The organism is Arenimonas terrae (genome assembly GCF_006265115.1).
Lineage (GTDB): Bacteria > Pseudomonadota > Gammaproteobacteria > Xanthomonadales > Xanthomonadaceae > Arenimonas > Arenimonas terrae.
Genome location: NZ_SMDR01000001.1, coordinates 1,556,983 through 1,575,954, shown reverse-complemented (window position 1 = coordinate 1,575,954; position 18,972 = coordinate 1,556,983). Strand labels below are relative to the sequence as shown.

General features: G+C 69.4%; 24 protein-coding genes, 1 tRNA gene and 1 other RNA gene. 14 read left to right on the top strand and 12 right to left on the bottom strand.

Translation table 11 applies throughout. The features are described 5' to 3' along the window. Positions 1 to 9 precede the first annotated feature (9 nt). Genes E1B00_RS07540 through E1B00_RS07520 form a run of 5 tightly spaced genes read left to right on the top strand, consistent with a single transcriptional unit; the run spans position 10 to position 3,502 of the window. Positions 10 to 588 carry an anthranilate synthase component II gene (locus E1B00_RS07540; protein ID WP_139447185.1) on the top strand — a complete coding sequence of 193 codons (579 nt, stop codon included), beginning with the start codon at positions 10 to 12 and terminating at the stop codon, positions 586 to 588. 7 nt (positions 589 to 595) lie between these two features. After that, positions 596 to 1,630 (top strand): anthranilate phosphoribosyltransferase, encoded by a 1,035-nt coding sequence (gene trpD, locus E1B00_RS07535; RefSeq protein ID WP_139447183.1) that lies wholly within the window; start codon positions 596 to 598, stop codon positions 1,628 to 1,630. Positions 1,631 to 1,635: 5 nt separating this feature from the next. Beyond that, the gene (locus tag E1B00_RS07530) at positions 1,636 to 2,031 is read left to right on the top strand and encodes an antibiotic biosynthesis monooxygenase family protein (protein ID WP_139447181.1); all 396 of its coding nucleotides are present in this window, start codon (positions 1,636 to 1,638) and stop codon (positions 2,029 to 2,031) included. A gap of 23 nt (positions 2,032 to 2,054) precedes the next feature. Beyond that, on the top strand, positions 2,055 to 2,843 hold the full coding sequence (gene trpC / locus E1B00_RS07525; protein WP_139447179.1) for an indole-3-glycerol phosphate synthase TrpC: 789 nt from the start codon (positions 2,055 to 2,057) through the stop codon (positions 2,841 to 2,843). Next, a complete protein-coding gene (locus tag E1B00_RS07520; protein ID WP_139447177.1) occupies positions 2,840 to 3,502 on the top strand; it encodes a haloacid dehalogenase-like hydrolase in 663 nt (220 codons plus the stop codon). The genes trpC and E1B00_RS07520 overlap by 4 nt, the downstream gene beginning before the upstream one ends. 15 nt (positions 3,503 to 3,517) lie before the next feature. Here E1B00_RS07520 and E1B00_RS07515 read toward each other — a convergent pair whose 3' ends face one another. Together E1B00_RS07515 and crp are read right to left on the bottom strand one after the other, a co-directional pair. Continuing rightward, the gene (locus E1B00_RS07515) at positions 3,518 to 3,973 is read right to left on the bottom strand and encodes a GNAT family N-acetyltransferase (protein ID WP_139447175.1); all 456 of its coding nucleotides are present in this window, start codon (positions 3,971 to 3,973) and stop codon (positions 3,518 to 3,520) included. A gap of 3 nt (positions 3,974 to 3,976) precedes the next feature. Beyond that, positions 3,977 to 4,648, bottom strand: coding sequence for a cAMP-activated global transcriptional regulator CRP (crp, locus tag E1B00_RS07510; protein ID WP_139447173.1), 672 nt, complete (start codon positions 4,646 to 4,648; stop codon positions 3,977 to 3,979). Between the two features lie 182 nt (positions 4,649 to 4,830). On the opposite strand from crp, the gene speD reads away from it, so the two are divergent. Continuing rightward, a complete protein-coding gene (gene speD / locus E1B00_RS07505; RefSeq protein ID WP_139447171.1) occupies positions 4,831 to 5,625 on the top strand; it encodes an adenosylmethionine decarboxylase in 795 nt (264 codons plus the stop codon). A gap of 113 nt (positions 5,626 to 5,738) precedes the next feature. Continuing rightward, positions 5,739 to 6,056, top strand: coding sequence for a quaternary ammonium compound efflux SMR transporter SugE (gene sugE, locus E1B00_RS07500; RefSeq protein ID WP_139447169.1), 318 nt, complete (start codon positions 5,739 to 5,741; stop codon positions 6,054 to 6,056). Position 6,057: 1 nt separating this feature from the next. Here sugE and coq7 read toward each other — a convergent pair whose 3' ends face one another. Further along, positions 6,058 to 6,702 carry a 2-polyprenyl-3-methyl-6-methoxy-1,4-benzoquinone monooxygenase gene (gene coq7 / locus E1B00_RS07495; RefSeq protein ID WP_139447167.1) on the bottom strand — a complete coding sequence of 215 codons (645 nt, stop codon included), beginning with the start codon at positions 6,700 to 6,702 and terminating at the stop codon, positions 6,058 to 6,060. After that, a complete protein-coding gene (locus E1B00_RS07490) occupies positions 6,699 to 7,859 on the bottom strand; it encodes a (Fe-S)-binding protein (protein WP_139447165.1) in 1,161 nt (386 codons plus the stop codon). The genes coq7 and E1B00_RS07490 overlap by 4 nt, the downstream gene beginning before the upstream one ends. 108 nt (positions 7,860 to 7,967) lie before the next feature. Between E1B00_RS07490 and rplM the strand changes: the two genes are divergently transcribed. The 4 genes from rplM to E1B00_RS07470 all read left to right on the top strand — a co-directional run bounded on the left by rplM (position 7,968) and on the right by E1B00_RS07470 (position 10,254). After that, positions 7,968 to 8,399 carry a 50S ribosomal protein L13 gene (gene rplM, locus E1B00_RS07485; protein ID WP_139447782.1) on the top strand — a complete coding sequence of 144 codons (432 nt, stop codon included), beginning with the start codon at positions 7,968 to 7,970 and terminating at the stop codon, positions 8,397 to 8,399. Between the two features lie 9 nt (positions 8,400 to 8,408). Beyond that, positions 8,409 to 8,801 (top strand): 30S ribosomal protein S9, encoded by a 393-nt coding sequence (gene rpsI / locus E1B00_RS07480; RefSeq protein ID WP_139447163.1) that lies wholly within the window; start codon positions 8,409 to 8,411, stop codon positions 8,799 to 8,801. A gap of 31 nt (positions 8,802 to 8,832) precedes the next feature. Beyond that, positions 8,833 to 8,906, top strand: a tRNA-Gln gene (locus tag E1B00_RS07475). A 289-nt stretch (positions 8,907 to 9,195) separates the two neighbouring features. Then, positions 9,196 to 10,254, top strand: a complete 1,059-nt coding sequence (locus tag E1B00_RS07470) for a cyclic nucleotide-binding domain-containing protein (protein ID WP_139447161.1) — start codon at positions 9,196 to 9,198, stop codon at positions 10,252 to 10,254. Positions 10,255 to 10,802: 548 nt separating this feature from the next. Here E1B00_RS07470 and rpiA read toward each other — a convergent pair. The 7 genes from rpiA to E1B00_RS07435 form a co-directional block, all read right to left on the bottom strand. Next, a complete protein-coding gene (gene rpiA / locus E1B00_RS07465; protein ID WP_139447159.1) occupies positions 10,803 to 11,462 on the bottom strand; it encodes a ribose-5-phosphate isomerase RpiA in 660 nt (219 codons plus the stop codon). A 13-nt stretch (positions 11,463 to 11,475) separates the two neighbouring features. Beyond that, positions 11,476 to 11,940: an EVE domain-containing protein gene (locus E1B00_RS07460; protein WP_425456472.1), complete on the bottom strand. Its 465-nt coding sequence runs from the start codon at positions 11,938 to 11,940 to the stop codon at positions 11,476 to 11,478. Beyond that, a complete protein-coding gene (locus E1B00_RS07455; RefSeq protein WP_139447155.1) occupies positions 11,937 to 12,530 on the bottom strand; it encodes a 5-formyltetrahydrofolate cyclo-ligase in 594 nt (197 codons plus the stop codon). Before E1B00_RS07455 ends, E1B00_RS07460 begins: the two co-directional genes overlap by 4 nt. Beyond that, positions 12,517 to 12,702, bottom strand: a non-coding RNA gene (gene ssrS / locus E1B00_RS07450) — 6S RNA. The genes E1B00_RS07455 and ssrS overlap by 14 nt, the downstream gene beginning before the upstream one ends. A gap of 52 nt (positions 12,703 to 12,754) precedes the next feature. Further along, positions 12,755 to 13,048 (bottom strand): cell division protein ZapA, encoded by a 294-nt coding sequence (locus E1B00_RS07445; protein WP_139447154.1) that lies wholly within the window; start codon positions 13,046 to 13,048, stop codon positions 12,755 to 12,757. Then, the gene (locus E1B00_RS07440) at positions 13,045 to 13,266 is read right to left on the bottom strand and encodes a TIGR02449 family protein (RefSeq protein ID WP_139447152.1); all 222 of its coding nucleotides are present in this window, start codon (positions 13,264 to 13,266) and stop codon (positions 13,045 to 13,047) included. The genes E1B00_RS07445 and E1B00_RS07440 overlap by 4 nt, the downstream gene beginning before the upstream one ends. Before the next feature lie 32 nt (positions 13,267 to 13,298). Continuing rightward, entirely contained in the window at positions 13,299 to 15,584 is a 2,286-nt protein-coding gene (locus tag E1B00_RS07435) for a putative bifunctional diguanylate cyclase/phosphodiesterase (protein ID WP_176693151.1), read from the bottom strand. A 161-nt stretch (positions 15,585 to 15,745) separates the two neighbouring features. Between E1B00_RS07435 and E1B00_RS07430 the strand changes: the two genes are divergently transcribed. The 3 genes from E1B00_RS07430 to E1B00_RS07420 are packed head-to-tail and all read left to right on the top strand — an operon-like array spanning position 15,746 to position 18,257. Next, the gene (locus tag E1B00_RS07430; RefSeq protein ID WP_139447147.1) at positions 15,746 to 16,297 is read left to right on the top strand and encodes a UPF0149 family protein; all 552 of its coding nucleotides are present in this window, start codon (positions 15,746 to 15,748) and stop codon (positions 16,295 to 16,297) included. A gap of 8 nt (positions 16,298 to 16,305) precedes the next feature. Continuing rightward, positions 16,306 to 17,616: an aminopeptidase P N-terminal domain-containing protein gene (locus tag E1B00_RS07425; protein WP_139447145.1), complete on the top strand. Its 1,311-nt coding sequence runs from the start codon at positions 16,306 to 16,308 to the stop codon at positions 17,614 to 17,616. Between the two features lie 11 nt (positions 17,617 to 17,627). Then, a complete protein-coding gene (locus E1B00_RS07420) occupies positions 17,628 to 18,257 on the top strand; it encodes a hypothetical protein (protein WP_139447143.1) in 630 nt (209 codons plus the stop codon). On the opposite strand, the gene E1B00_RS07415 is transcribed toward E1B00_RS07420, so the two are convergent. Then, entirely contained in the window at positions 18,258 to 18,959 is a 702-nt protein-coding gene (locus E1B00_RS07415) for a DUF4328 domain-containing protein (RefSeq protein ID WP_139447142.1), read from the bottom strand. Positions 18,960 to 18,972: the final 13 nt, after the last annotated feature.

Genomic DNA, 18,972 nt, shown 5'->3' with positions numbered 1-18,972 from the left:
GCCGTCCCCATGCTGTTGATGATCGACAACTACGACAGCTTCACCTACAACCTCGTGCAGTACTTCGGCGAGTTGGGGCAGGACGTGAAGGTCGTGCGCAACGACGCGCTGACGGTGGCGGAAATCGCCGCCCTCAAGCCCGAGCGCATCGTGATCTCGCCCGGCCCGTGCACGCCCAACGAAGCCGGCGTGTCGCTGGAGGTGCTGGAGAAGCTGTCGGGCACGGTGCCGATCCTGGGCGTCTGCCTGGGCCACCAGAGCCTGGGCCAGGCCTTCGGCGGCGAAGTGGTGCGGGCGCGCACGATCATGCACGGCAAGACCTCGCCGATCCGGCACACCGGCGTGGGCGTGTTCGCCGGCCTGCCCGATCCCTTCGAGGCCACGCGCTACCACTCGCTGGTGGTGCGCAAGGAGTCGCTGCCCGACTGCCTGGAGGTGACCGCGTGGACGGAAAATCCCGATGGCTCGGTCGACGAGATCATGGGCCTGCGCCACCGCACGCTGCCGGTCGAGGGCGTGCAGTTCCACCCCGAATCCATCCTCACCCAGCATGGCCACGACATGCTGCGCAATTTCCTCAGCCGCTGAGGCCGCCATGCCCATCACCCCGCAGGACGCCCTGCAGCGCATCATCGAGAACCGCGAGATCTTCCACGACGAGATGGTCGAGTTGATGCGGCAGATCATGCGCGGCGACGTGTCGCCGGTGCTGACCGCCGCCATCCTGTCCGGCCTGCGCGTGAAGAAGGAAACCGTCGGCGAGATCGCCGGTGCGGCGCGGGTGATGCGCGAGTTCGCGGCCAAGGTGGTCGTGCCCGACGCGCACAACTTCGTCGACATCGTCGGCACGGGCGGCGACGGCGCGCACACCTTCAACATCTCCACCGCCAGCATGTTCGTGGTGGCGGCGGCCGGGGCGAAGGTCGCCAAACACGGCAACCGCAGCGTCTCGTCCAAGTCCGGCAGCGCCGACGTGCTGGAGGCCCTGGGCGCGGTGATCGAGCTGCAGCCCGAGCAGGTTTCGGCCTGCATCGCCGAGACCGGCATGGGCTTCATGTTTGCGCCGATCCACCACCCGGCGATGAAAAACGTCGCACCGGTGCGCAAGGAGCTCGGCGTACGCACCCTCTTCAACATCCTCGGCCCGCTGACCAATCCGGCCGGCGCGCCGAACATCCTGATGGGCGTATTCCATCCGGACCTGGTCGGCATCCAGGTGCGCGTGCTGCAGCGCCTGGGCGCCAAGCGCGCCCTGGTGGTCTGGGGCCGCGACGGCATGGACGAGATCTCGCTGGGCGGCGCCACCATGGTCGGCGAGCTGCGCGGCGACGATGTCGTCGAATACGAGATCCATCCCGAGGACTTCGGCATCTCGATGGCGGCCAGCCGCAACCTGCGCGTAGAGAATTCGGCCGAGTCGATGGTCCTGTTGAAGGAAGCCCTGGACGGCAAGGACGGCCTGCCGCGCGAGATTGTCGCGCTCAACGCCGGCGCCGCGCTGTACGCCGCCGGGCGCGCGGTGTCGATCGCCGACGGCATCGACCAGGCGCGCAGGGCGATCGCCTCCGGCCTGGCCCGCGCCAAGCTCGACCAGTTCGTCGCCACCACCCGCCGGCTTGCCGGCAAGTAGGAATCATGTCCAACGAGGGTTTCGCCCGCACGCCAGCGCCGCCGTACTACGCGGTCGTCTTCACCAGCCAGCGCCGCGACGGCGACCAGGGCTACGGCGCCACCGCCGACCGCATGGCCGAGCTGGCGGCGCAGCAGCCCGGCTACCTCGGCGTCGAAAGCGTGCGCGACGCCAGCGGCCTGGGCATCACCGTGAGCTACTGGGAAAGCGAGGCCGCGATCCTGGCTTGGCGCCGTCACGCCGAACACACGCTGGCGCGCGAACGCGGCCGCACCGAGTGGTACGAACACTTCGAACTGCGCGTGGCGAAAGTCGAGCGCGCCTACGGCGGTCCGGCAATCCGGGGTCAGAGTGCATTTAACTCCGACTCCGGCATGCCTTCGGACCCGCCGGAAGAATAAATGCACTCTGACCCCGGATATTCATGAGCGATATTTTGCAGACGATCCTGCGCCGCAAGGCGGAAGAAGTGGCCGAGCGGGCCGCGCGGCTGCCGCTGCGCGAGCTGTCGGCGCGCTGCGAGGGCCTGGCCCCGGCCCGCGGTTTCGCCGCCGCGCTGCAGGCGAAAATCGCCGCCGGCCTGCCGGCGGTGATCGCCGAGGTGAAGAAGGCGAGCCCGAGCAAGGGCGTGATCCGCCCGGATTTCCATCCCGCGCAGATCGCCGCCAGCTACGAACGCGGCGGCGCCGCCTGTCTGTCGGTGCTGACCGACGTGGACTTCTTCCAGGGCGCCGACGATTACCTGGTGCAGGCCCGCGCTGCCTGCACGCTGCCGGTGCTGCGCAAGGATTTCACCATCGACGCCTGGCAGGTGTACGAGGCGCGCGCGCTCGGCGCCGACTGCATCCTGCTGATCGTTGCAGCTCTGGGGGACGCGGCGCTGGCCGAACTTTCGCACCTCGCCATGGACCTGGGCATGGATGTGCTGGTGGAAGTGCACGACATCGACGAACTCGAGCGCGCGCTGCAGGTGGGCGTGCCGCTCGTGGGCATCAACAACCGCAGCCTGCGCACCTTCGAAGTGTCGCTGCAGACCACGCTCGACCTGCGCGACGCCGTGCCGCGCGACCGCGTCCTGGTGACCGAGAGCGGCATCGCCACGCCGGCCGACGTGGCGCGGATGCGTGGCCAGGGCGTGCACGCCTTCCTGGTCGGCGAGACCTTCATGCGCGCTCCCGACCCGGGCGCCGAGCTGGCGCGGCTGTTCGCATGAGCGCGCGCCCGGCCGCGGTACTGTTCGACTTCGACGGCACCCTGGTGCGGGGCGACTGCGCCGCCGCCTGGCTGCGCGGCCAGCTCGGCAGCCACCCGCTGCGCCGGCTTGCGGCGGGCCTGAGCTTTCCCTTCCTGGCGCCGGGCTTCGCCTGGTGGCGCAGCGCCTGGCTGCCCGCAAGCTTCTACACCTGGCTGGCCACGGTCGGCCGCACCCAAGAGGCGATCACCGAGGCGCGCGAGGACTTCCTTCAGGACTGCGCCGCCCGCCGCGACGAGCTGCTGATCGCGCCCGCGGTCGCCCGCCTGCATGCCCACCTCGCCGCCGGCGACCGGGTGGTAATCGTCACCGGCGCCGAAGCGGGCCTGGCCCGCGACCTGTGGCGCGCCCTCGGGCAGCCGGACGTGCCGGTGGTCGGTTCGACGGTGAAGCCGGCCTTCGGCGGCTACATCGGCGTCGAACACACGATCGGCCCGCGCAAGCTGGTGGCCCTGGCCCGGCACGACATCCGCCCGCCCTTCGCCGCCGTCTACAGCGACAGCGCCCGCGACCTGCCCATCCTGTGCGAAACGGCGCGGCCGGTGCTGGTGCTGCCGGACCGGCGCAGCGTCGCGCGGGTCAACCGCCGGCTGCGCGGCGCCTTCGAACTGCTGCTCTAGGCGGTTCGCCGGGGCTCAGGCGCCCAGGCGCTTGAGGAAACGCAGCGCGCTCTCGCCGAAGCCGCAGGCCCGGTAGAACTCGTGGGCTTCGTGCCGGTGCGTGGCCGAGGTCAGCTCGATGCGTGCGGCGCCGGCCTGGCGGGCCCGGGTTTCCGCCTCGCGCAGCAGCAGGCGGCCGACGCCGCGGCGCTGCTCGCCGTCGGCGACCACCAGGGCGGTGATGCGGCAGGTGCGTGCGCCGAGCGGCAGGTAATACATCAGGTCCAGGGCCAGCAGGCCGACCAGGCAGCCGTGGCGGTCCGCGACCAGGATCTGCTGGTCGGCTTCGTCTTCGATGGCACGCAGCCGGGCGGCGGCTTCGGCGCGGTCGCAGGGATAACCCAGCACGCCCAGCAGGGTGGCGACACCGGCCGCGTCCTGCGCGGACGCGGGGCGGACCAGCAGCGATTCGCTACCGGCGCTCGAGGCCATGGATCAGCGCGTGCCGTACACCACGATGGTCTTGCCACGCGCGTGCAGCACGCCCTGCTCCTGCAGCTGCTTGAGCACGCGGCCGGCCATCTCGCGCGAGCAGCCGACGATGCGGGCCAGCTCCTGGCGCGAGACCCGGATCTGGGTGCCCTGCGGGTGCGACAGCGCATCCGGCTCCTGGCACAGATCATTCAGGGTCCGGACGATGCGGCCGCTGACGTCCAGGAAGGCCAGGCGGCTGGCCTTGCGGCTGGTGTCGAGCAGGCGCTTGGACAGCTGCAGGCCGATGGCGTACAGGATGCGCGGACACTCGGACTGCAGCGGGCCGGCGAACAGCTGGTGCAGGCGTTCGTAGTTGATCTCGGCCAGCTCGCAGGCGCTGCGGGTGCGGACCACCACGGCGCGCTGGTCGGCGGCGAAGAACAGGCCCATCTCGCCGATGAACTCGCCGGCGTTGATGTAGCCCAGGATCAGTTCGCGGCCGTCCGGCTCCTCGCTGACCACGCTGAGCGAGCCGCTGACGACGTAATAGAGCGAGGTGGCGGGCGTGCCCGGGCGGAACACGTCTGTCCGCGACGGGTAGCGGCGGCGGTGGCAATGGTCGAGGAAGCGGCCCAGCGTGGCCGCGTCGGGCGCGAGCGGGCTGTTGACGACCTTGTGCGGCTGCAGCGGCATCGGTGAACTCCTGTTCAGCGCCATGGCGGTGCCTGGGCCCCGGTTAGGCATTCAGCTTAGGCCGTGAGGCCGGCCCCGGCAATGGCGGCGGGGCCCCGGCCGGGCGGAGGTTTCCCCCGGGGGCGGTTTGGCCGATAATGCGCCCCCTCGCTCCACCCCCCTCCGCACGCAGGAACGCCCACGTGGTCAAGCCGCTTCCTCGCCTCAGGCTCCAGGGTTTCAACAACCTGACCAAGGCCCTGAGCTTCAACATCTACGACGTCTGCTACGCGGTGTCGGAGGAGCAGCGCCAGCGCTACATCGAGTACATCGATGAAGCCTACAACGCCGAGCGCCTGACCCAGATACTGACCGACGTGGCCGAGATCATCGGCGCCAACATCCTGAACGTGGCCCGCCAGGACTACGACCCGCAGGGTGCCTCGGTGACGATCCTGATCTCCGAAGAACCGGTGATCGACAAGAAGGCCGCCGGCAAGGAGCTGATCTCCGACGCCGTGGTCGCGCACCTGGACAAGTCGCACATCACCGTGCACACCTATCCGGAAACGCACCCGCACAACGGCATCGCGACCTTCCGCGCCGACATCGACGTCGCGACCTGCGGCGTCATCTCGCCGCTGAAGGCCCTGAACTACCTGATCGAGAGCTTCGAGTCCGACATCGTGGTGATGGACTACCGCGTGCGCGGTTTCACCCGCGACGTGAAGGGCAAGAAGCACTACATCGACCACAAGATCAACTCGATCCAGGACTTCCTGTCCAAGCCGATCAAGAACAAGTACGAGATGATCGACGTCAACGTGTACCAGGAAAACCTGTTCCACACGAAGATGCACCTGAAGGAATTCGACCTCGACACCTACCTGTTCGAGGAGAAGGCCAAGAACCTCGGCTTCAAGGACCGGCTGCGGATCGAGAGCCAGCTCAAGCGCGAGATCGTGGAGCTGTTCAACGGCCACAACCTGGCCGACTGATCCCTCACTGCGGGACGACCCGCGGCCGGGACCGTTCCCGGCAAGGCATCACCGACGACGGTCCGGAGCGCAGGCTCCGGGCCGTTTTTTCTGGCGAAGGAAGGAGAAGGGAGATGGCGTGGATCTATCTGGCGATCGCCGGCGTGCTCGAGATCGTCTGGGCGATCGGGCTCAAGTACACCGAGGGCTTCACCCGCCCGCTGGCCAGCACGATCACGGTCGCGGCGATGGCGGCGAGCATGTGGTGCCTGGCGCTGGCGCTCAAGGAGATCCCGATCGGCACCGGTTACGCGGTCTGGGTCGGCATCGGCGCGGTCGGCACCGCGATCCTGGGCGTCGTGCTGTTCGGCGAGTCGGCGGCCTGGCCGCGCCTGGCCTGCATCGCCCTGATCCTGGCCGGCATCGTCGGCCTCAAGCTCACCTCGCCCTGACTCAGAGGCGGTAGGCGACCAGCTTCATCAGCTGGGAGCTGAGCGCCATCAGGCGCGGGATGGGCTGGGGAAGCTTGCGGGCGCCGGCCTGTTCGGCGTGGTCGGCGTGGCGGGCCTCGTCGGCCTTCATCGTGCGGATGATGGCGCGGCTGCGCTCGTCGCCGGCCGGCAGGCTGCCCAGGTGTTCGTCCAGATGGGCCTCGACCTGGCGCTCGGTCTCGACCACGAAACCCAGGTTCCAGCCATCGCCGCGCAGGCCCGCGGCCAGGCCGATGGCATAGCTGCCGGCATACCAGAGCGGGTTGAACAGGCTGGGCCGGCTGTCGAGTTCGCGCAGGCGGTCGCCGCACCAGGCCAGGTGGTCGGTTTCCTCCTGGGCGGCGTGCAGCAGCTGGGCGCGGGTGGCCTCGTCGCGGGCGACGGCAGCCTGGCCGACATACAGGGCCTGGGCGCAGACCTCGCCGGTGTGGTTGATGCGCATCAGGCCGGCGGCGTGGCGTCGGTCGGCGACGTCCAGCGCCGGGTCGCGCAGGGAGCCGGCCGGATTCGGGCGTTCCGCCCGGGCCTGGCCCAGGCTGGTACCCAGGGCGTGCTGCGCTTCGATCAGCAGGCGGTCCAGCGGGCTGTAGCGGCGGGTCGCGCTCATGTCAGGTGCTCGGCCAGGAAATCAATCGGATGCCGGACGGGGATTGTAGTGCCCCCGGCCAGATGCAGGCGGCAGCCGATGTTGGCCGAAACCAGTTCGGTGGCCCCGCTGGCGGCCAGGGCCTCGAGCAGGGGCTGGCGCAGCGCGGCCGCGCGCGCGGGTTCAGCCAGCTGGTGCAGGCCGGCGGCGCCGCAGCAGCCGGTGTCCGGCAGTTCGACAAGGTCCAGGCCGGGCACGCGGGCCAGCAGCCGGCGCAGCGCGGCGTCGCTGCGGACCACGCTGCGCTGGGTGCAGGGCAGGTGCAGGGCGACCCGGCCCCGGGCCGGCCGGAAGCTGAGCCGGTCGCCGACCCGGTCCAGGGCCTGCAGGGCGTCCTCGACCGCCGGGCCTTCGCCCAGGCTGCGGGCCAGGCTGTCCTGGCAGCCGCTGGCCAGGCAGAGCACGCGATCCTGGCCGGCGAAGGCGGCGCGGTTGGTGGTGGCCAGGCGGGTGGCGGTGGCGGCGTCGCCAGCGTGGGCCGCCGCCGCTCCGCAGCAGGTCTGGCCGGCCGGCTGCACGACCTGGATGCCGGCCCGGGCCAGAAGGCGGGCAAGGGCGGCGCGGCTGCCGGATTCATATCTATCCGCCACGCAGCCCGAGAACAGGGCCAGGGTCGGCGCGGCCAGCACCGGCGCGGCCAGCGGGACCGGGGCGGGCGGGCGCGGCAGCGGCGGCCGCAGGGCGCGGGGCAGCATGCCGCCCAGGTGACGATAGAGATCGAGCAGCGGACCCAGCAGGGCGGGGCGCGCCAGCAGGGCGCCGGCCCAGCGCAGGCGCCGCGGCGGCGGTTGCCGCTGCACCTGCGCGGTGCGCGCACCGACGAGCAGTTCGCCGTAGGAAACGCCGGCCGGGCAGACCGGTTCGCAGCGGCGGCAGCCCAGGCAGTGGTCCAGATGCGCATCGCCGGCGGGGCTCGGTGCAAGCCGGCCTTCGGCGACGGCCTTGACGTAGGCGATGCGGCCGCGCGGCGACTCGGCTTCGCTGCGGTCCAGCCGGTAGGTGGGACAATGCGGCAGGCACAATCCGCACTGCACGCAGCGGTCGGCCAGGGCGACCAGGCCGTGGGCGGCGGGGCTTTCCGGCGCGGGGCGGGGGCCCTGGACAGGCGTAACGGGCATGGCCGGATGCTAACACGGGGTTAATTCGGGCTTGCGCGGGCCGGAAAGGGCCGCTATCATTCCGCCTCTTTCCAACCCCGAATTCTTATTGGAGCCGTCATGAAGTCCATGACCGTCAGCGCCAAGCCGGAGACCGTCAAGCAGGACTGGTATGTGGTCGATGCCAGCGGCAAGACGCTTGGTCGCCTGTGCTCGGAACTCGCGCGCCGTCTGCGCGGCAAGCACAAGCCTGTCTACACCCCGCACGTGGATACCGGCGATTACATCGTCGTGATCAATGCCGAGAAGATCCACGTCACCGGCAACAAGCTGCAGGACAAGAAGTACCACCGCTTCACCGGCTACGTCGGCAACCTGAAGACCGAGTCGCTCGGCCAGGCGCTGGACGCGCACCCGGAGCGCGTGATCGAGATCGGCGTCAAGGGCATGCTGCCCAAGAATCCGCTCGGCCGCGCCATGTTCCGCAAGCTCAAGGTCTACAAGGGCTCGGAGCATCCGCATTCCGCCCAGCAGCCGCAGGCTCTGGACTTCAAGGCTTAAGGCATCCACATGGCTACCCAGCAGAATTACGGCACCGGCCGTCGCAAGTCCTCCACCGCCCGCGTGTTCCTGCGCTCCGGTAAGGGCGCCATCGTCGTCAACGGCCGTCCGGTCGACGAGTTCTTCGGCCGCGAGACCTCGCGCATGATCGTGCGCCAGCCGCTCGAAGTGACCAAGATGGGCGACAAGTTCGACATCACCGTCACGGTCGAGGGCGGTGGCATCACCGGCCAGGCCGGCGCCATCCGCCTGGGCATCGCCCGCGCGCTGGTCGAGTACAACGAGACGCTGAAGCCGGACCTGCGCAAGGCTGGCCTCATGACGCGCGACGCCCGCGAGGTCGAGCGCAAGAAGGTCGGCCTGCACAAGGCCCGCCGCGCCACCCAGTTCTCGAAGCGCTAATACGCTTCAAGGTCTGGCGGCGACCCCGAATTGGGGGATCGTCTAATGGTAGGACTGCAGACTCTGACTCTGCCTATCTAGGTTCGAATCCTAGTCCCCCAGCCAAAATAGAAGGGCCCCCGAAAGGGGGCCCTTCTATTTTGGCTGGGGGAAAGGCAAGTCGGACCTCGTTCGAGAAAATTGTCCGGAACAATTTTCGTCGGCGCAGCCGACCCGGAGCGAAGCGCAGGGCCAAGGACATGGATGTCCTTGGCAATCCTGGTCCCCCAGCCCCCGCGAAGCGGGCGCTCTTGATCTTCGCCAGAGGTCGGCAGTCGAAAGTCCTGCGTCCCCGCTACCGCATCCCACCTTCACAGCGATAGACTCGACCCATCCAGCGCCCGGAGCCACTTCCATGCCCGTCCCCGCCACCGAACTGGCCCGTCTGTTCCAGCTCGACACCCTGCGCCCGGAAACGCGCGACCAGCTCGCCCGCGAAGCCATGGTGTCGGACTACCAGCGGGGCGAGAACGTGTTCGAAGCCGGCGACCTGGACGACGATACCGTCTATCTGCTCGACGGCGAGCTCAAGTGCAATTACCCCGACGGCCGCAGCGTGAGCCATATCGCCAGCGCGCCGCATGGCCGTTATTCGCTCAACGACGCCATTCCGCGCCGATTCACCGCCAAGGTCGTCTCGGGCAAGGCGCGCGTGATGCGCCTGGACCGGCGCTACCTCGAGAAGCTGATCACCTGGGACCAGCTGAGCCGCGACGAAAACTACCGCCATTTCGGCGGCGCGCCCGGCGGCAACAACTGGGTGTTCCGGCTGCTGCGCGCGCCGGCTTTCGCGCGCCTGCCGACCGGCAACATCGAGAAGATGTTCCAGATGTTCGAGCCGGTGACGGTCAAGCCCAGCGAGATCGTGATGCGCGAGGGTGATGCGCCGGACTACTTCTACGTGGTGCGCGAAGGCACGGCATCGGTGTCCAAGTACCTCGACGGCGCGCCGCAGGTGGTCGCCTATCTGCGCGAGGGCGATACCTTCGGCGAGGACGCGCTGCTGTCGAACCTGCCGCGCAACGCCACGGTGCGCATGATGCAGGGCGGCCAGCTGATGCGGCTTTCGCGCGAGGCCTTCGAGGCGGTGCTCAAGCCGCCGATGCTGTCCTGGGTGCTGCCGGCGGAAGCCGCGCGCCTGGTGCATGCTGGCGCGGCGCTGCTGGACGTGCGCATGCCCGAAGAACATGCGCAGCGGGCGATCGACGGTTCGGTCAACGTGCCGCTGTACCGGCTGCGCGAGGACGTCGCCAACGTGCTGCCCTCGGGCAGCCGCGTCATCGTCTACTGCAACACCGGCGAGCGCTCCGCCGCCGCGGCTTTCGTGCTCAAGCGGCTCGGCTACGAAGTGAGCGCGCTGCATGGCGGCCTCGGCGCCATGCTGCGCCTGCTGGCGGCCAACACGCCTGCCTGATCCCTCCCGCGCTTGCGCCATGCGCAAGCAGGTCACTTTCTCGCATCTGACTGGGTGCGGTTCGCCGGGATCGTTCTTGGCGATTGGCCGCCGTATGTCGGTTTACGGCGCCGGGCTCGTTCCTGGCGATAGTCCGCCGCACGTGAGGGCTCTTTCCGCGGACGCCGTGAATCCATCCATGGAGGCTCTTCGAAAACGTCCATGTTCTCGAAGCCGCGGAAAGAGCCCTCACGCACGACGGCCTGCGGACCATCCGGACCGGAACGCCGAGCCTGGGCGAGCTCGCGAGCAGCCTCTTCGGGCGAGCTTGACGTGTGCGGAGAGCACGCGCTTATCTCTTCGGCTCGCGATGACGCTCCGTGGCGACGGCACGCATCGTGATAGCCCCCTGAAGTGGAGGGCAGGATGCCCGCAACGGCCGCGAGTGAGTTGGGCAGGATGCCGCTTACGCCCGAGCGGGCAGGGGGCTATCACGATGCGGGGCGGCGCACGCCGGATGAGATGCCCGCGAGCACTTGACCTGCTTGCGCAGAGGCGCAAGTCCGGGATCAGGTGAGTTTGCGGAGAGGGCGCAGTTGGCCGTTGATGACCACCTCGTCGGCCGGGCGCGCCGCGAACAGCCCGTTCGCCACCACGCCGACGATCTGGTTGAGCTTGGCCTCGAGGCCGACCGGGTCCTGGATGCGCCAGTTGTGCACGTCCAGGATCCAGTTGCCGTTGTCCGTCACCACGCCCTCGCGCCACACCGGCAGCCCGTCCATGTCGGCGATCGCGCGTGCGACGTGGCTGCGCGCCATCGGGATCACCTCGACCGGCAGCGGGAACTTGCCCAGCAGCTCGACCTGCTTGGCCTCGTCGATGATGCAGATGAAACGATCGCTGGCCGCCGCGATGATCTTCTCCCGCGTCAGCGCCGCGCCGCCGCCCTTGATCAGGCGGTTGTAGGGATCGCACTCGTCGGCGCCGTCCACGTAGAGCTTCAGCGGCCCGACCGCGTTGAGGTCGAACACCGGGATGCCGTGCGACTGCAGCTGGCGCGTGCTCTGCTCCGAGCTCGACACCGCACCCTCGATGCGCGACTTCATCCGCGCCAGCCCGTCGATGAAGAACGCCACCGTCGAACCGGTGCCGACGCCGACCACGCTGCCGTCCTCGACGAATTCCAGGGCCTTTTCGGCGGCGAGTTTTTTCTGGGCGTCGCGCGACATCGGTGGCTCCGGCTTATTCGAGGGAAAGGATGTGCTTGTACTGCGCCGCCGTCACCGGCAGCACCGACAGCCGGTTGCCGCGATTGAGCAGGGCGAACTCGCCGAGCGCGTCGGATTCGGCCTTGAGCTGCTCGAGCGTGATCACGCGCTTGAGCTTGCGCTTGAAGCCGACGTCCACCAGCCACCAGCGCGGCTCTTCGGGCTTGCTGGCCGGATCGTAGTAGTCGGACTTGGGCTTGAACTGGGTCGGGTCCGGGTAGAGGTCCGACACCACCTCGGCGATGCCGACGACGCCGGGCACCGCGCAGCTGGAGTGGTAGAACAGGATCGGGTCGCCGACCTTCATCGCCTTCATGAAGTTGCGCGCCTGGTAGTTGCGCACGCCGCTCCAGGGCTCCCGGCCGACCTTCTTGAGGGCGTCGATCGAGAATTCGTCGGGTTCGGATTTCATCAGCCAGTGGTTCATGGCCGGCATTATCGCCCGATCGCGAGGAAACCGTCCTCGGTCGCGACCCCGTCCAGGTGCACGTCCCAGGCCTCGGCGGGCAGGGCCGGCAGCTCCTGGCAGGCATAGCCGACGCCGACCAAGTGCGGCGGCGCCGGCTGCTGCTGGCGGAAGGCGAAGGCCCGGTCGTAATAGCCGCCGCCCATGCCCAGGCGGGCGCCACGGCGGTCGAAGCCCAGCAGGGGCAGCAGGACCAGGGAAAGCTCCTGCGGGGCCAGGGTGACCGCGGCATCGGGTTCGGGAATGCCGAAACGGTTGGGGACCAGCGGATCGCCGGCGCGCCAGGGCGCGAAGCGCAGGCCGCCGTCGGCCTGTACCACCGGCAGGCACCAGACCTGGCCGGGGGCCAGACGCAGCTGCACCGCATGCAGGGGCAGTTCGCCGTTCACGGCCCAATAGCCGCCGACGTAGCCGGGCTGGCGCAGTTCTTCGCGTCCGCCCAGGTGGCGGGCGACGGCGTCGGCGGCGGCCAGGCGTTCGCCGGGCTTGAGCGCCGCGCGGCGGGCGCGCAGGTCGGCGCGGAGTTGGGCGCGCGTGCGATCCAGAAGAAGTTCCTCCACCATGCCGATGCGTACGAAACGACCTTGATCCCAGGGATCAAGTGGGTACCCGAACCGCCGCTTCAGGCTTTCCGCAACAGGGCGGACATGCACACCACGGACGGGGCGGATTCCCGGGTCGTGTTTATGGGACAAGGTGTAATGTTAAGCACGCTGTCAAACACGGCAGAGGACGGCGCGATTATAGGCCGGCCACCGGAAAAAATCGTGAACGGAAACGCGCGGTTTCAGCGCGGCGCGTCGAACAGGCCGTCGAGCTTGCGGTTCAGCTCGCCCAGCGTGCGGTTGAGCGCCTGGTCGCGCTGCTCGGCGGCCTGCTTGAGCTGCAGCAGTTCGTGGGCCAGGTTCAGGGCGGTAAGCACCGCGACGCGGTCGAGAGCGGCCATGCGGTTGCTGCCGCGGATCTCGCGCATGCGGGCGTCGAGCAGGTGCGCCGCGGCCATCAGGCTTTCGCGCTCGTCCGGCTCCACGCCCACGGTGAACTCGCGGTCGAGGATCTTGACGTTGACCGGTTCGCTCACGCGTTGTGCTCCAGCGACTTGAGCCGCGTGATCATGGCTTCGACCCGGGACCGGGCCTGCTCGTTCTTGTTCAGCAGCTGGGCGCGTTCGGCCACCAGCTGTTCCTGGCCCTGGCGCAGGCTCTTGTTTTCCTCGAGCAGGCGACGGTGCTGCTCGGCCAGGCGCTCGAAGCGCTCGGCCAGGGCCTGCAGCTGGGTTACCGGGTCGGTCTGGCTCATCGCGGCCACCTTAGGCGGGGCGGGTGACGGGGTCAATACGGCGCCGGGATGGCGGCGACCGTGGCGGGTTGCCAGCTGCGGATGAAGGCCAGGCAGCGGTGCGCGTCCAGCGGCGGCGACAGCCAGAAGCCCTGGATCTCGTCGCAGCCCTGTTCGCGCAGGTAGCTCAGCTGCTGCTCGCTCTCCACGCCCTCGGCGATCACGTTCAGGCCCAGGGAATGGCCCATGGTGATGACGGTGGCGGTGATCGCTTCGTCATCCGGGTCTCGGGTCAGGTCGCCGATGAATTCCTTGTCGATCTTCAGGGTGTCGATCGGCAGGCGCTTGAGGTAGACCAGCGACGAATACCCGGTGCCGAAGTCGTCGATCGCCAGGGTGACGCCGAGCTTGCGCAGCTCGTTGAGCACCGTCGTGGTCTGTTCGGCGTTCTGCATCACCATCGACTCGGTGACTTCCAGCTCGATGCGGTTGGCGGGCACGCCCAGTTCATGGATCAGGTTGCGCAGCTGTTCGGGCAGGTTGCCGCGCAGCAGCTGCAGCACCGAGACGTTCACGCCGATCGAGATTTCGTTCAGGCCGTGGCTGCGCCAGCGCTTGAGCGTCTGCAGCGCCTCGCTCAGCACCCAGTCGCCGATCTGCAGGATCAGGCCCGATTCTTCCGCCAGCGGGATGAACACCGTCGGCGGGATCTCGCCCAGCTCGGCGCTGTGCCAGCGCAGCAGCGACTCGACGCCGGTGATGCGGCCGTCGGCCAGGGCCATGCGCGGCTGGTAGACCAGGCGGAATTCGCCGCGGTCGAGCGCCTTGCGCAGCGAAGCCAGCACGGTGGCGCGCCGGCGCGACTCGGCGTCCATGGTCTCGTTGTAGATCTGGTAGGTGTTCCGGCCTTCGGCCTTGGCCTGGTACATCGCCGTGTCGGCGAACTTCAGCAGGTCGGTCGGCACCAGGGCGTGGTCGGGATAGAGGCTGATGCCCAGCGAGGGCGTGATCGAGACGTCGTGTCGTTCGTCGACTTCCAGCGGCATCGAGAAGGCGGTGAGGATCTCGCGCGCCATGCGCTCGACCGCCGGGATCGACTCGACGTCCTCAAGCACCACGGTGAACTCGTCGCCGCCCAGCCGCGCCACGGTGTCGGAGGCGCCGACGGTGGCCTGCAGGCGCGTCGCCGCGGCCTTGAGCAGTCGGTCGCCGGCGGCGTGGCCCAGCGAGTCGTTGATGTCCTTGAATCGGTCGAGGTCGAGGAACAGCACCGCCACCCGCGTCTCCTGCCGGCGTGCCCGCACGATCGCGCGGCCCAGGCGTTCGCTCAGCAGCGCGCGGTTGGGCAGGCCGGTCAGCGTGTCGTAGTTGGCGAGGTAGCGGAGCTCCTGCTCGGCGCGCTTCTTGTCGGTGATGTCGTTGACCACCGCCACGAAGTGGCTGCGCAGGCCCATCGCATCGCGCACCTCGCTCATCTCGATCCAGCCCAGGAACTCCTCGCCGTCCTTGCGCCGCTGCCACATCTCGCCGGCCCAGTGGCCCGTGCGCTCGAGCACGTCGCGCACGCGGCGGTAGAACTCGGCGCTGTGCTGGCTCGAGTCGAGCAGGCGGCTGTTCTGGCCGATCACTTCCTCTTCGCTGTAGCCGGTGATGCGCGAGAAGGCCGGGTTGACCGAGATGAAGCGGAAGTCGAGGTCGATCACCGCCACGGCTTCGCTCATGCTGCGCAGCACTTCCAGCGCGACGCGGCGCTCGCGCTCGGCGCGGCGGATGACGGTGATGTCGCGGGCGGTGCCGGCCATGCGCAGCGGGCTGCCGGCCGCGTCGCGTTCGACCACCTTGCCGCGCGAGCGCACCCAGACCCACTCGCCGCGCGCGTTGCGGATGCGGTGCTCGGACTCGAACACGTCGGTGTGGCCGACGATGTGTTCCTGCAACAGCTTCTGCACCCGCGGCAGGTCTTCGGGGTGGATCGAGTGCGTGCGCCAGTCGTCGGTGCTCAGCTCTTCGCGGCTGCCCTGGCCGAGCAGCTGGTTGGCGCCGAGCCGGTAGAGGCTGTTGTCGCGGATGTTCCAGTCCCAGAACTCGTCGCCGGACCCCCACAGCGCCAGGTTCAGGCGCTCCTCGCGCTCGCGGATCTCGCCCAGCAGCGACTTCTCCTGGCGCCGGCGGTGGCTCCAGACCCGCCAGAGCAGCCAGCTCAGGAACAGCGCGATGCCGAACAGCACGGCCTGCAGCAGCCAGCTCGCGCCCGGCGCGGACACCGGTCCGACCGCCGCGCCTGCCGGCGCGGCCAGCACGGAAGCGATGCAGGCGCCCACGACGGCTGCCGGACCCATGCCCCTGTTTCGCCACTGCCTCATTAGGCCCGGAGGTCCCCTGATTCGTTCCGTGCTATCGCTCGCAGTGTAGGGTGGCGCTAACAGCCCCACAAGCCGCCATTTCCGGGCGCCCCGGCCCGGCCTTGCTAGAATGCGGGCACTTCCACGGCACCGACCCCATGTCCGAACCCCTGCTGCCTGAACACGCCGAAATCGCCGCCGAACTTCGCGCGCTGGAAGCCGGCCTGGACCCGTCCGAACTGCACGGCTCGCTCTGCGGCTACCTGTCCGGGGGCGGCCGCCACGACCGCGGCAGCTGGTTCGCCCTGGTGATGTCCGACCCGCTGCTGTCGCCGCCGGTGGCCGACGGCGCCCTGGACCGCCTGTACGTCGCCAGCACCCGCCAGCTCGATTCCCCGGATTTCGAGTTCGAGCTGCTGCTGCCGCCGGAAGACCGGCCGGTGAGCGAGCGTGGTGATGGCCTGCTGGCCTGGGGCCGCGGTTTCCTGGGCGGTTTCGGCCTGGCCGCCGGCGCCAACCCGCCGCTGTCCGAGGAGTCGCAGGAAGCCCTGGCCGACCTCGCCCGCATCGCCGCCAGCGACCTGAGCTACGAAGACCCCGAGGCCGACGAGGAAGCGCTGGAGGAGGTCTCCGAATTCGTCCGCGTGGCGGTGATGCTGCTGCACAGCGACTGCGTGCTGGGTCCCCGGCACCGCCGCAAGCTGAACTGAGCGCCGCCATGGTCAAGCCGGCCGAGTTCGCCCGCCGCCGCAAGCAGCTGATGCGCATGGCCGACCAGGACGCGATCCTGATCCTGCCCAGCGCCCCGCAGCGGATCCGCAGCCACGACACCCATTACCCGTACCGCCAGGACAGCGACTTCTGGTACCTCAGCGGCTTCGCCGAGCCGGAAGCGGTGCTGGTGCTGGTGCCGGGCCGCAAGCACGGCGAGACCCTGCTGTTCTGCCGGGAGCGCGACCCCGAACGTGAAGCCTGGGACGGTCCGCGCGCCGGGCCCGAGGGCGCGGTGGAAACCTTCGGCTTCGACGACGCCTACCCGATCAGCGACCTCGACGAGATCCTGCCGGGCCTGCTCGAAGGCCGCAGCCGCGTCTACTACCACTTCGGTCGCGACACCGACTTCGACCTCAAGCTGATCGGCTGGGTGAACCGGGTGCGCTCGCAGGTCCGACACGGCGCGCAGCCGCCGCACGAGTTCCTCGAGCTCGGCCACCTGCTGCACGAGCTGCGCCTGTTCAAGAGCCCGGGCGAGCTCAAGCTGATGCGCCGCGCCGCCGCGATCGCCTGCGAGGCGCAGATCGCGGCCATGCGCGCCACCCGTGCCGGCGGCCGCGAATACGAGGTCGAGGCGGCGCTGCAGTACGTGTACCGGAAGAACGACGCGGTCGCCGCCTACGAACCGATCGTCGGCAGCGGCGCCAACGCCTGCGTGCTGCACTACCGCGCCAACAACGCGCCGATCGCCGACGGCGACCTGCTGCTGTGCGACGCCGGCGCCGAATACGCCGGCTACGCCTCGGACATCACCCGCACCTGGCCGGTGAGCGGCACGTACTCGAAGGAACAGCGTGCGCTCTACGAGGTCGTGCTGGCGGCGCAGGCCGCGGCGCTCGCCAAGGCGCGGCCCGGCCAGTCCTGGATCGCGGGCCATGACGCCGCGGTGGAAACCCTGACGGACGGCCTATTGTCGCTGGGTCTGCTCAAGGGCACGCTCAAGGCGGCGCTGGCATCGGGCGCCTACAAGAAGTTCTACATGCACAAGACCGGACACTGGCTGGGCCTGGACGTGCACGACGTCGGCGAATACAAGCTCGCCGGCGACTACCGCGAGCTCGAGCCGGGCATGGTGTTCACCATCGAGCCCGGCCTGTACATCGCGCCCGGCAGCAAGGGCGTGCCGGCGAAGTGGCAGGGCATCGGCATCCGCATCGAGGATGACGTGCTGGTCACCGCCGACGGCCACGAGGTGCTGACCGGCGCCGTGCCCCGCGACATCGAGGCGGTGGAAGCCGTGCTCGCCACCCGCTGAAGGACATCCACATGCCCCTTGCTTCGTTCCGCCCCTTCGCCGTCGCCGCGCTGCTCCTGGCGGTCGCCCTGCCGGCCCACGGCAATGAAACCGAAACGGACACCGCGCCGGCCGCGGACGCGCCGCCGCCGATCACCGTGGTCCGCGGCGGCGGTGTCGCCGAGGTCTACCGGGAAGAGGGCGCCGGCTTCGCGGCCTACGGCCCGGACGAAAAGCAGCCACCGGCGGTGTCGGAATCGACCGAATCGCTCGTGCTGCGTGCGCTGAAGGGCGCCACCACCATCGAGCTGGTCGCCCTGTCGACGACCGCCGGCCAGACGGCCGATGGCTCCTGCGGCAGCGCCTGCGTGGGCGGTTATGCCGTGGCCGGCCGCGTGCCGGTGGAGGACGAAGGCGGACTGGCCCAGGTCCGGGCCATCGCCGCGTCCTGGATCGGCGAGCCGGGTGCCGCGCCGTCCGACTGCGCCGCGACCTACACCCACGCGCTGAAGTTCACCGACGGCAGTTTCCGCTACGAGCTGCTGCTGGCGCCGGACTGCCGCCGTTACCGGATCCTGCGCGGCGGACTGGTCGGTGCCGAGGCCGAGCTGGCCAGCGCGCCGTCGCTGGATGCGATCGACGCGCGCCTGCGCGCGCGCTGATCAGACGGCGACCGCGGTTTCCGGCGGCTCCGGAAGGGGCGGCGGTTCGGCCGCCGAGGCGAAGCTGCGGTCCTGCGCTTCCCGCACGCGGCGTGCGATGCGCACGAATACCAGCGCGAGCGGGATGCTGAGCACGCAGACGGCGATGCCGAGCCACTGCGACACCCGCAACCACTCCAGCGTCTCGGCATTGAGCGCCAGCCGGAAGTTGATGTTGCCCAGGATGTTGCTGCTGATCCAGAGCGCCCACCAGAGCGACAGCAGGCCGACACTGCCGGGCTGCCAGCGGTGCGGGTCGTGGCTGGCGTGCCAGATTTCCTTCATCGCGCGGAATGGAAAGACCAGGTTCGCGAACGGAACGAAGTACCAGCCCACCGACCAGCCCGGGCTGAACTCGAGCCGGCGGGCGCCCAGGTGCCGCACGTTCCAGGCCGCACGGAAGATCCAGCGGGCGATCAGCACGACCAGCAGCAGGCTGACCAGGGTCGCGGGGATGGCGATCAGGGCCTGGATGATTTCCGAGGGTGCGAGCGCTTCCGGGTCGGTGACGGTCACGCGGCCGGACTGCAGGTCGCCGATGTAGCCGATCACCGCCAGGCTGGACAGCGCGTACAGCGCCTGCAGGACGATGTCGATCCAGAGAAAGGCGATCACGATCCCGCCCAGGCGGGTCAGGGATTCATAGCGGTCCTTCGCGGCCATCCGTCGACTCCCC

Excerpts from the sequence above, each read along its gene's own strand:
- rpsI (WP_139447163.1), top strand. The coding sequence starts at position 8,409 with ATGGCTACCCAGCAGAATTACGGCACCGGCCGTCGCAAGTCCTCCACC.
- E1B00_RS07540 (WP_139447185.1), top strand. The coding sequence starts at position 10 with ATGCTGTTGATGATCGACAACTACGACAGCTTCACCTACAACCTCGTG.
- E1B00_RS07440 (WP_139447152.1), bottom strand. The coding sequence starts at position 13,266 with ATGAGCCAGACCGACCCGGTAACCCAGCTGCAGGCCCTGGCCGAGCGC.
- crp (WP_139447173.1), bottom strand. The coding sequence starts at position 4,648 with ATGCCGCTGCAGCCGCACAAGGTCGTCAACAGCCCGCTCGCGCCCGAC.
- E1B00_RS07425 (WP_139447145.1), top strand. The coding sequence starts at position 16,306 with ATGGTCAAGCCGGCCGAGTTCGCCCGCCGCCGCAAGCAGCTGATGCGC.
- coq7 (WP_139447167.1), bottom strand. The coding sequence starts at position 6,702 with ATGAGCGCGACCCGCCGCTACAGCCCGCTGGACCGCCTGCTGATCGAA.
- rplM (WP_139447782.1), top strand. The coding sequence starts at position 7,968 with ATGACCGTCAGCGCCAAGCCGGAGACCGTCAAGCAGGACTGGTATGTG.
- E1B00_RS07470 (WP_139447161.1), top strand. The coding sequence starts at position 9,196 with ATGCCCGTCCCCGCCACCGAACTGGCCCGTCTGTTCCAGCTCGACACC.
- rpiA (WP_139447159.1), bottom strand. The coding sequence starts at position 11,462 with ATGTCGCGCGACGCCCAGAAAAAACTCGCCGCCGAAAAGGCCCTGGAA.
- E1B00_RS07530 (WP_139447181.1), top strand. The coding sequence starts at position 1,636 with ATGTCCAACGAGGGTTTCGCCCGCACGCCAGCGCCGCCGTACTACGCG.
- E1B00_RS07420 (WP_139447143.1), top strand. The coding sequence starts at position 17,628 with ATGCCCCTTGCTTCGTTCCGCCCCTTCGCCGTCGCCGCGCTGCTCCTG.
- sugE (WP_139447169.1), top strand. The coding sequence starts at position 5,739 with ATGGCGTGGATCTATCTGGCGATCGCCGGCGTGCTCGAGATCGTCTGG.
- E1B00_RS07520 (WP_139447177.1), top strand. The coding sequence starts at position 2,840 with ATGAGCGCGCGCCCGGCCGCGGTACTGTTCGACTTCGACGGCACCCTG.
- trpC (WP_139447179.1), top strand. The coding sequence starts at position 2,055 with ATGAGCGATATTTTGCAGACGATCCTGCGCCGCAAGGCGGAAGAAGTG.
- E1B00_RS07430 (WP_139447147.1), top strand. The coding sequence starts at position 15,746 with ATGTCCGAACCCCTGCTGCCTGAACACGCCGAAATCGCCGCCGAACTT.
- E1B00_RS07455 (WP_139447155.1), bottom strand. The coding sequence starts at position 12,530 with ATGGTGGAGGAACTTCTTCTGGATCGCACGCGCGCCCAACTCCGCGCC.
- E1B00_RS07515 (WP_139447175.1), bottom strand. The coding sequence starts at position 3,973 with ATGGCCTCGAGCGCCGGTAGCGAATCGCTGCTGGTCCGCCCCGCGTCC.
- E1B00_RS07415 (WP_139447142.1), bottom strand. The coding sequence starts at position 18,959 with ATGGCCGCGAAGGACCGCTATGAATCCCTGACCCGCCTGGGCGGGATC.
- E1B00_RS07490 (WP_139447165.1), bottom strand. The coding sequence starts at position 7,859 with ATGCCCGTTACGCCTGTCCAGGGCCCCCGCCCCGCGCCGGAAAGCCCC.
- E1B00_RS07435 (WP_176693151.1), bottom strand. The coding sequence starts at position 15,584 with ATGGGTCCGGCAGCCGTCGTGGGCGCCTGCATCGCTTCCGTGCTGGCC.
- trpD (WP_139447183.1), top strand. The coding sequence starts at position 596 with ATGCCCATCACCCCGCAGGACGCCCTGCAGCGCATCATCGAGAACCGC.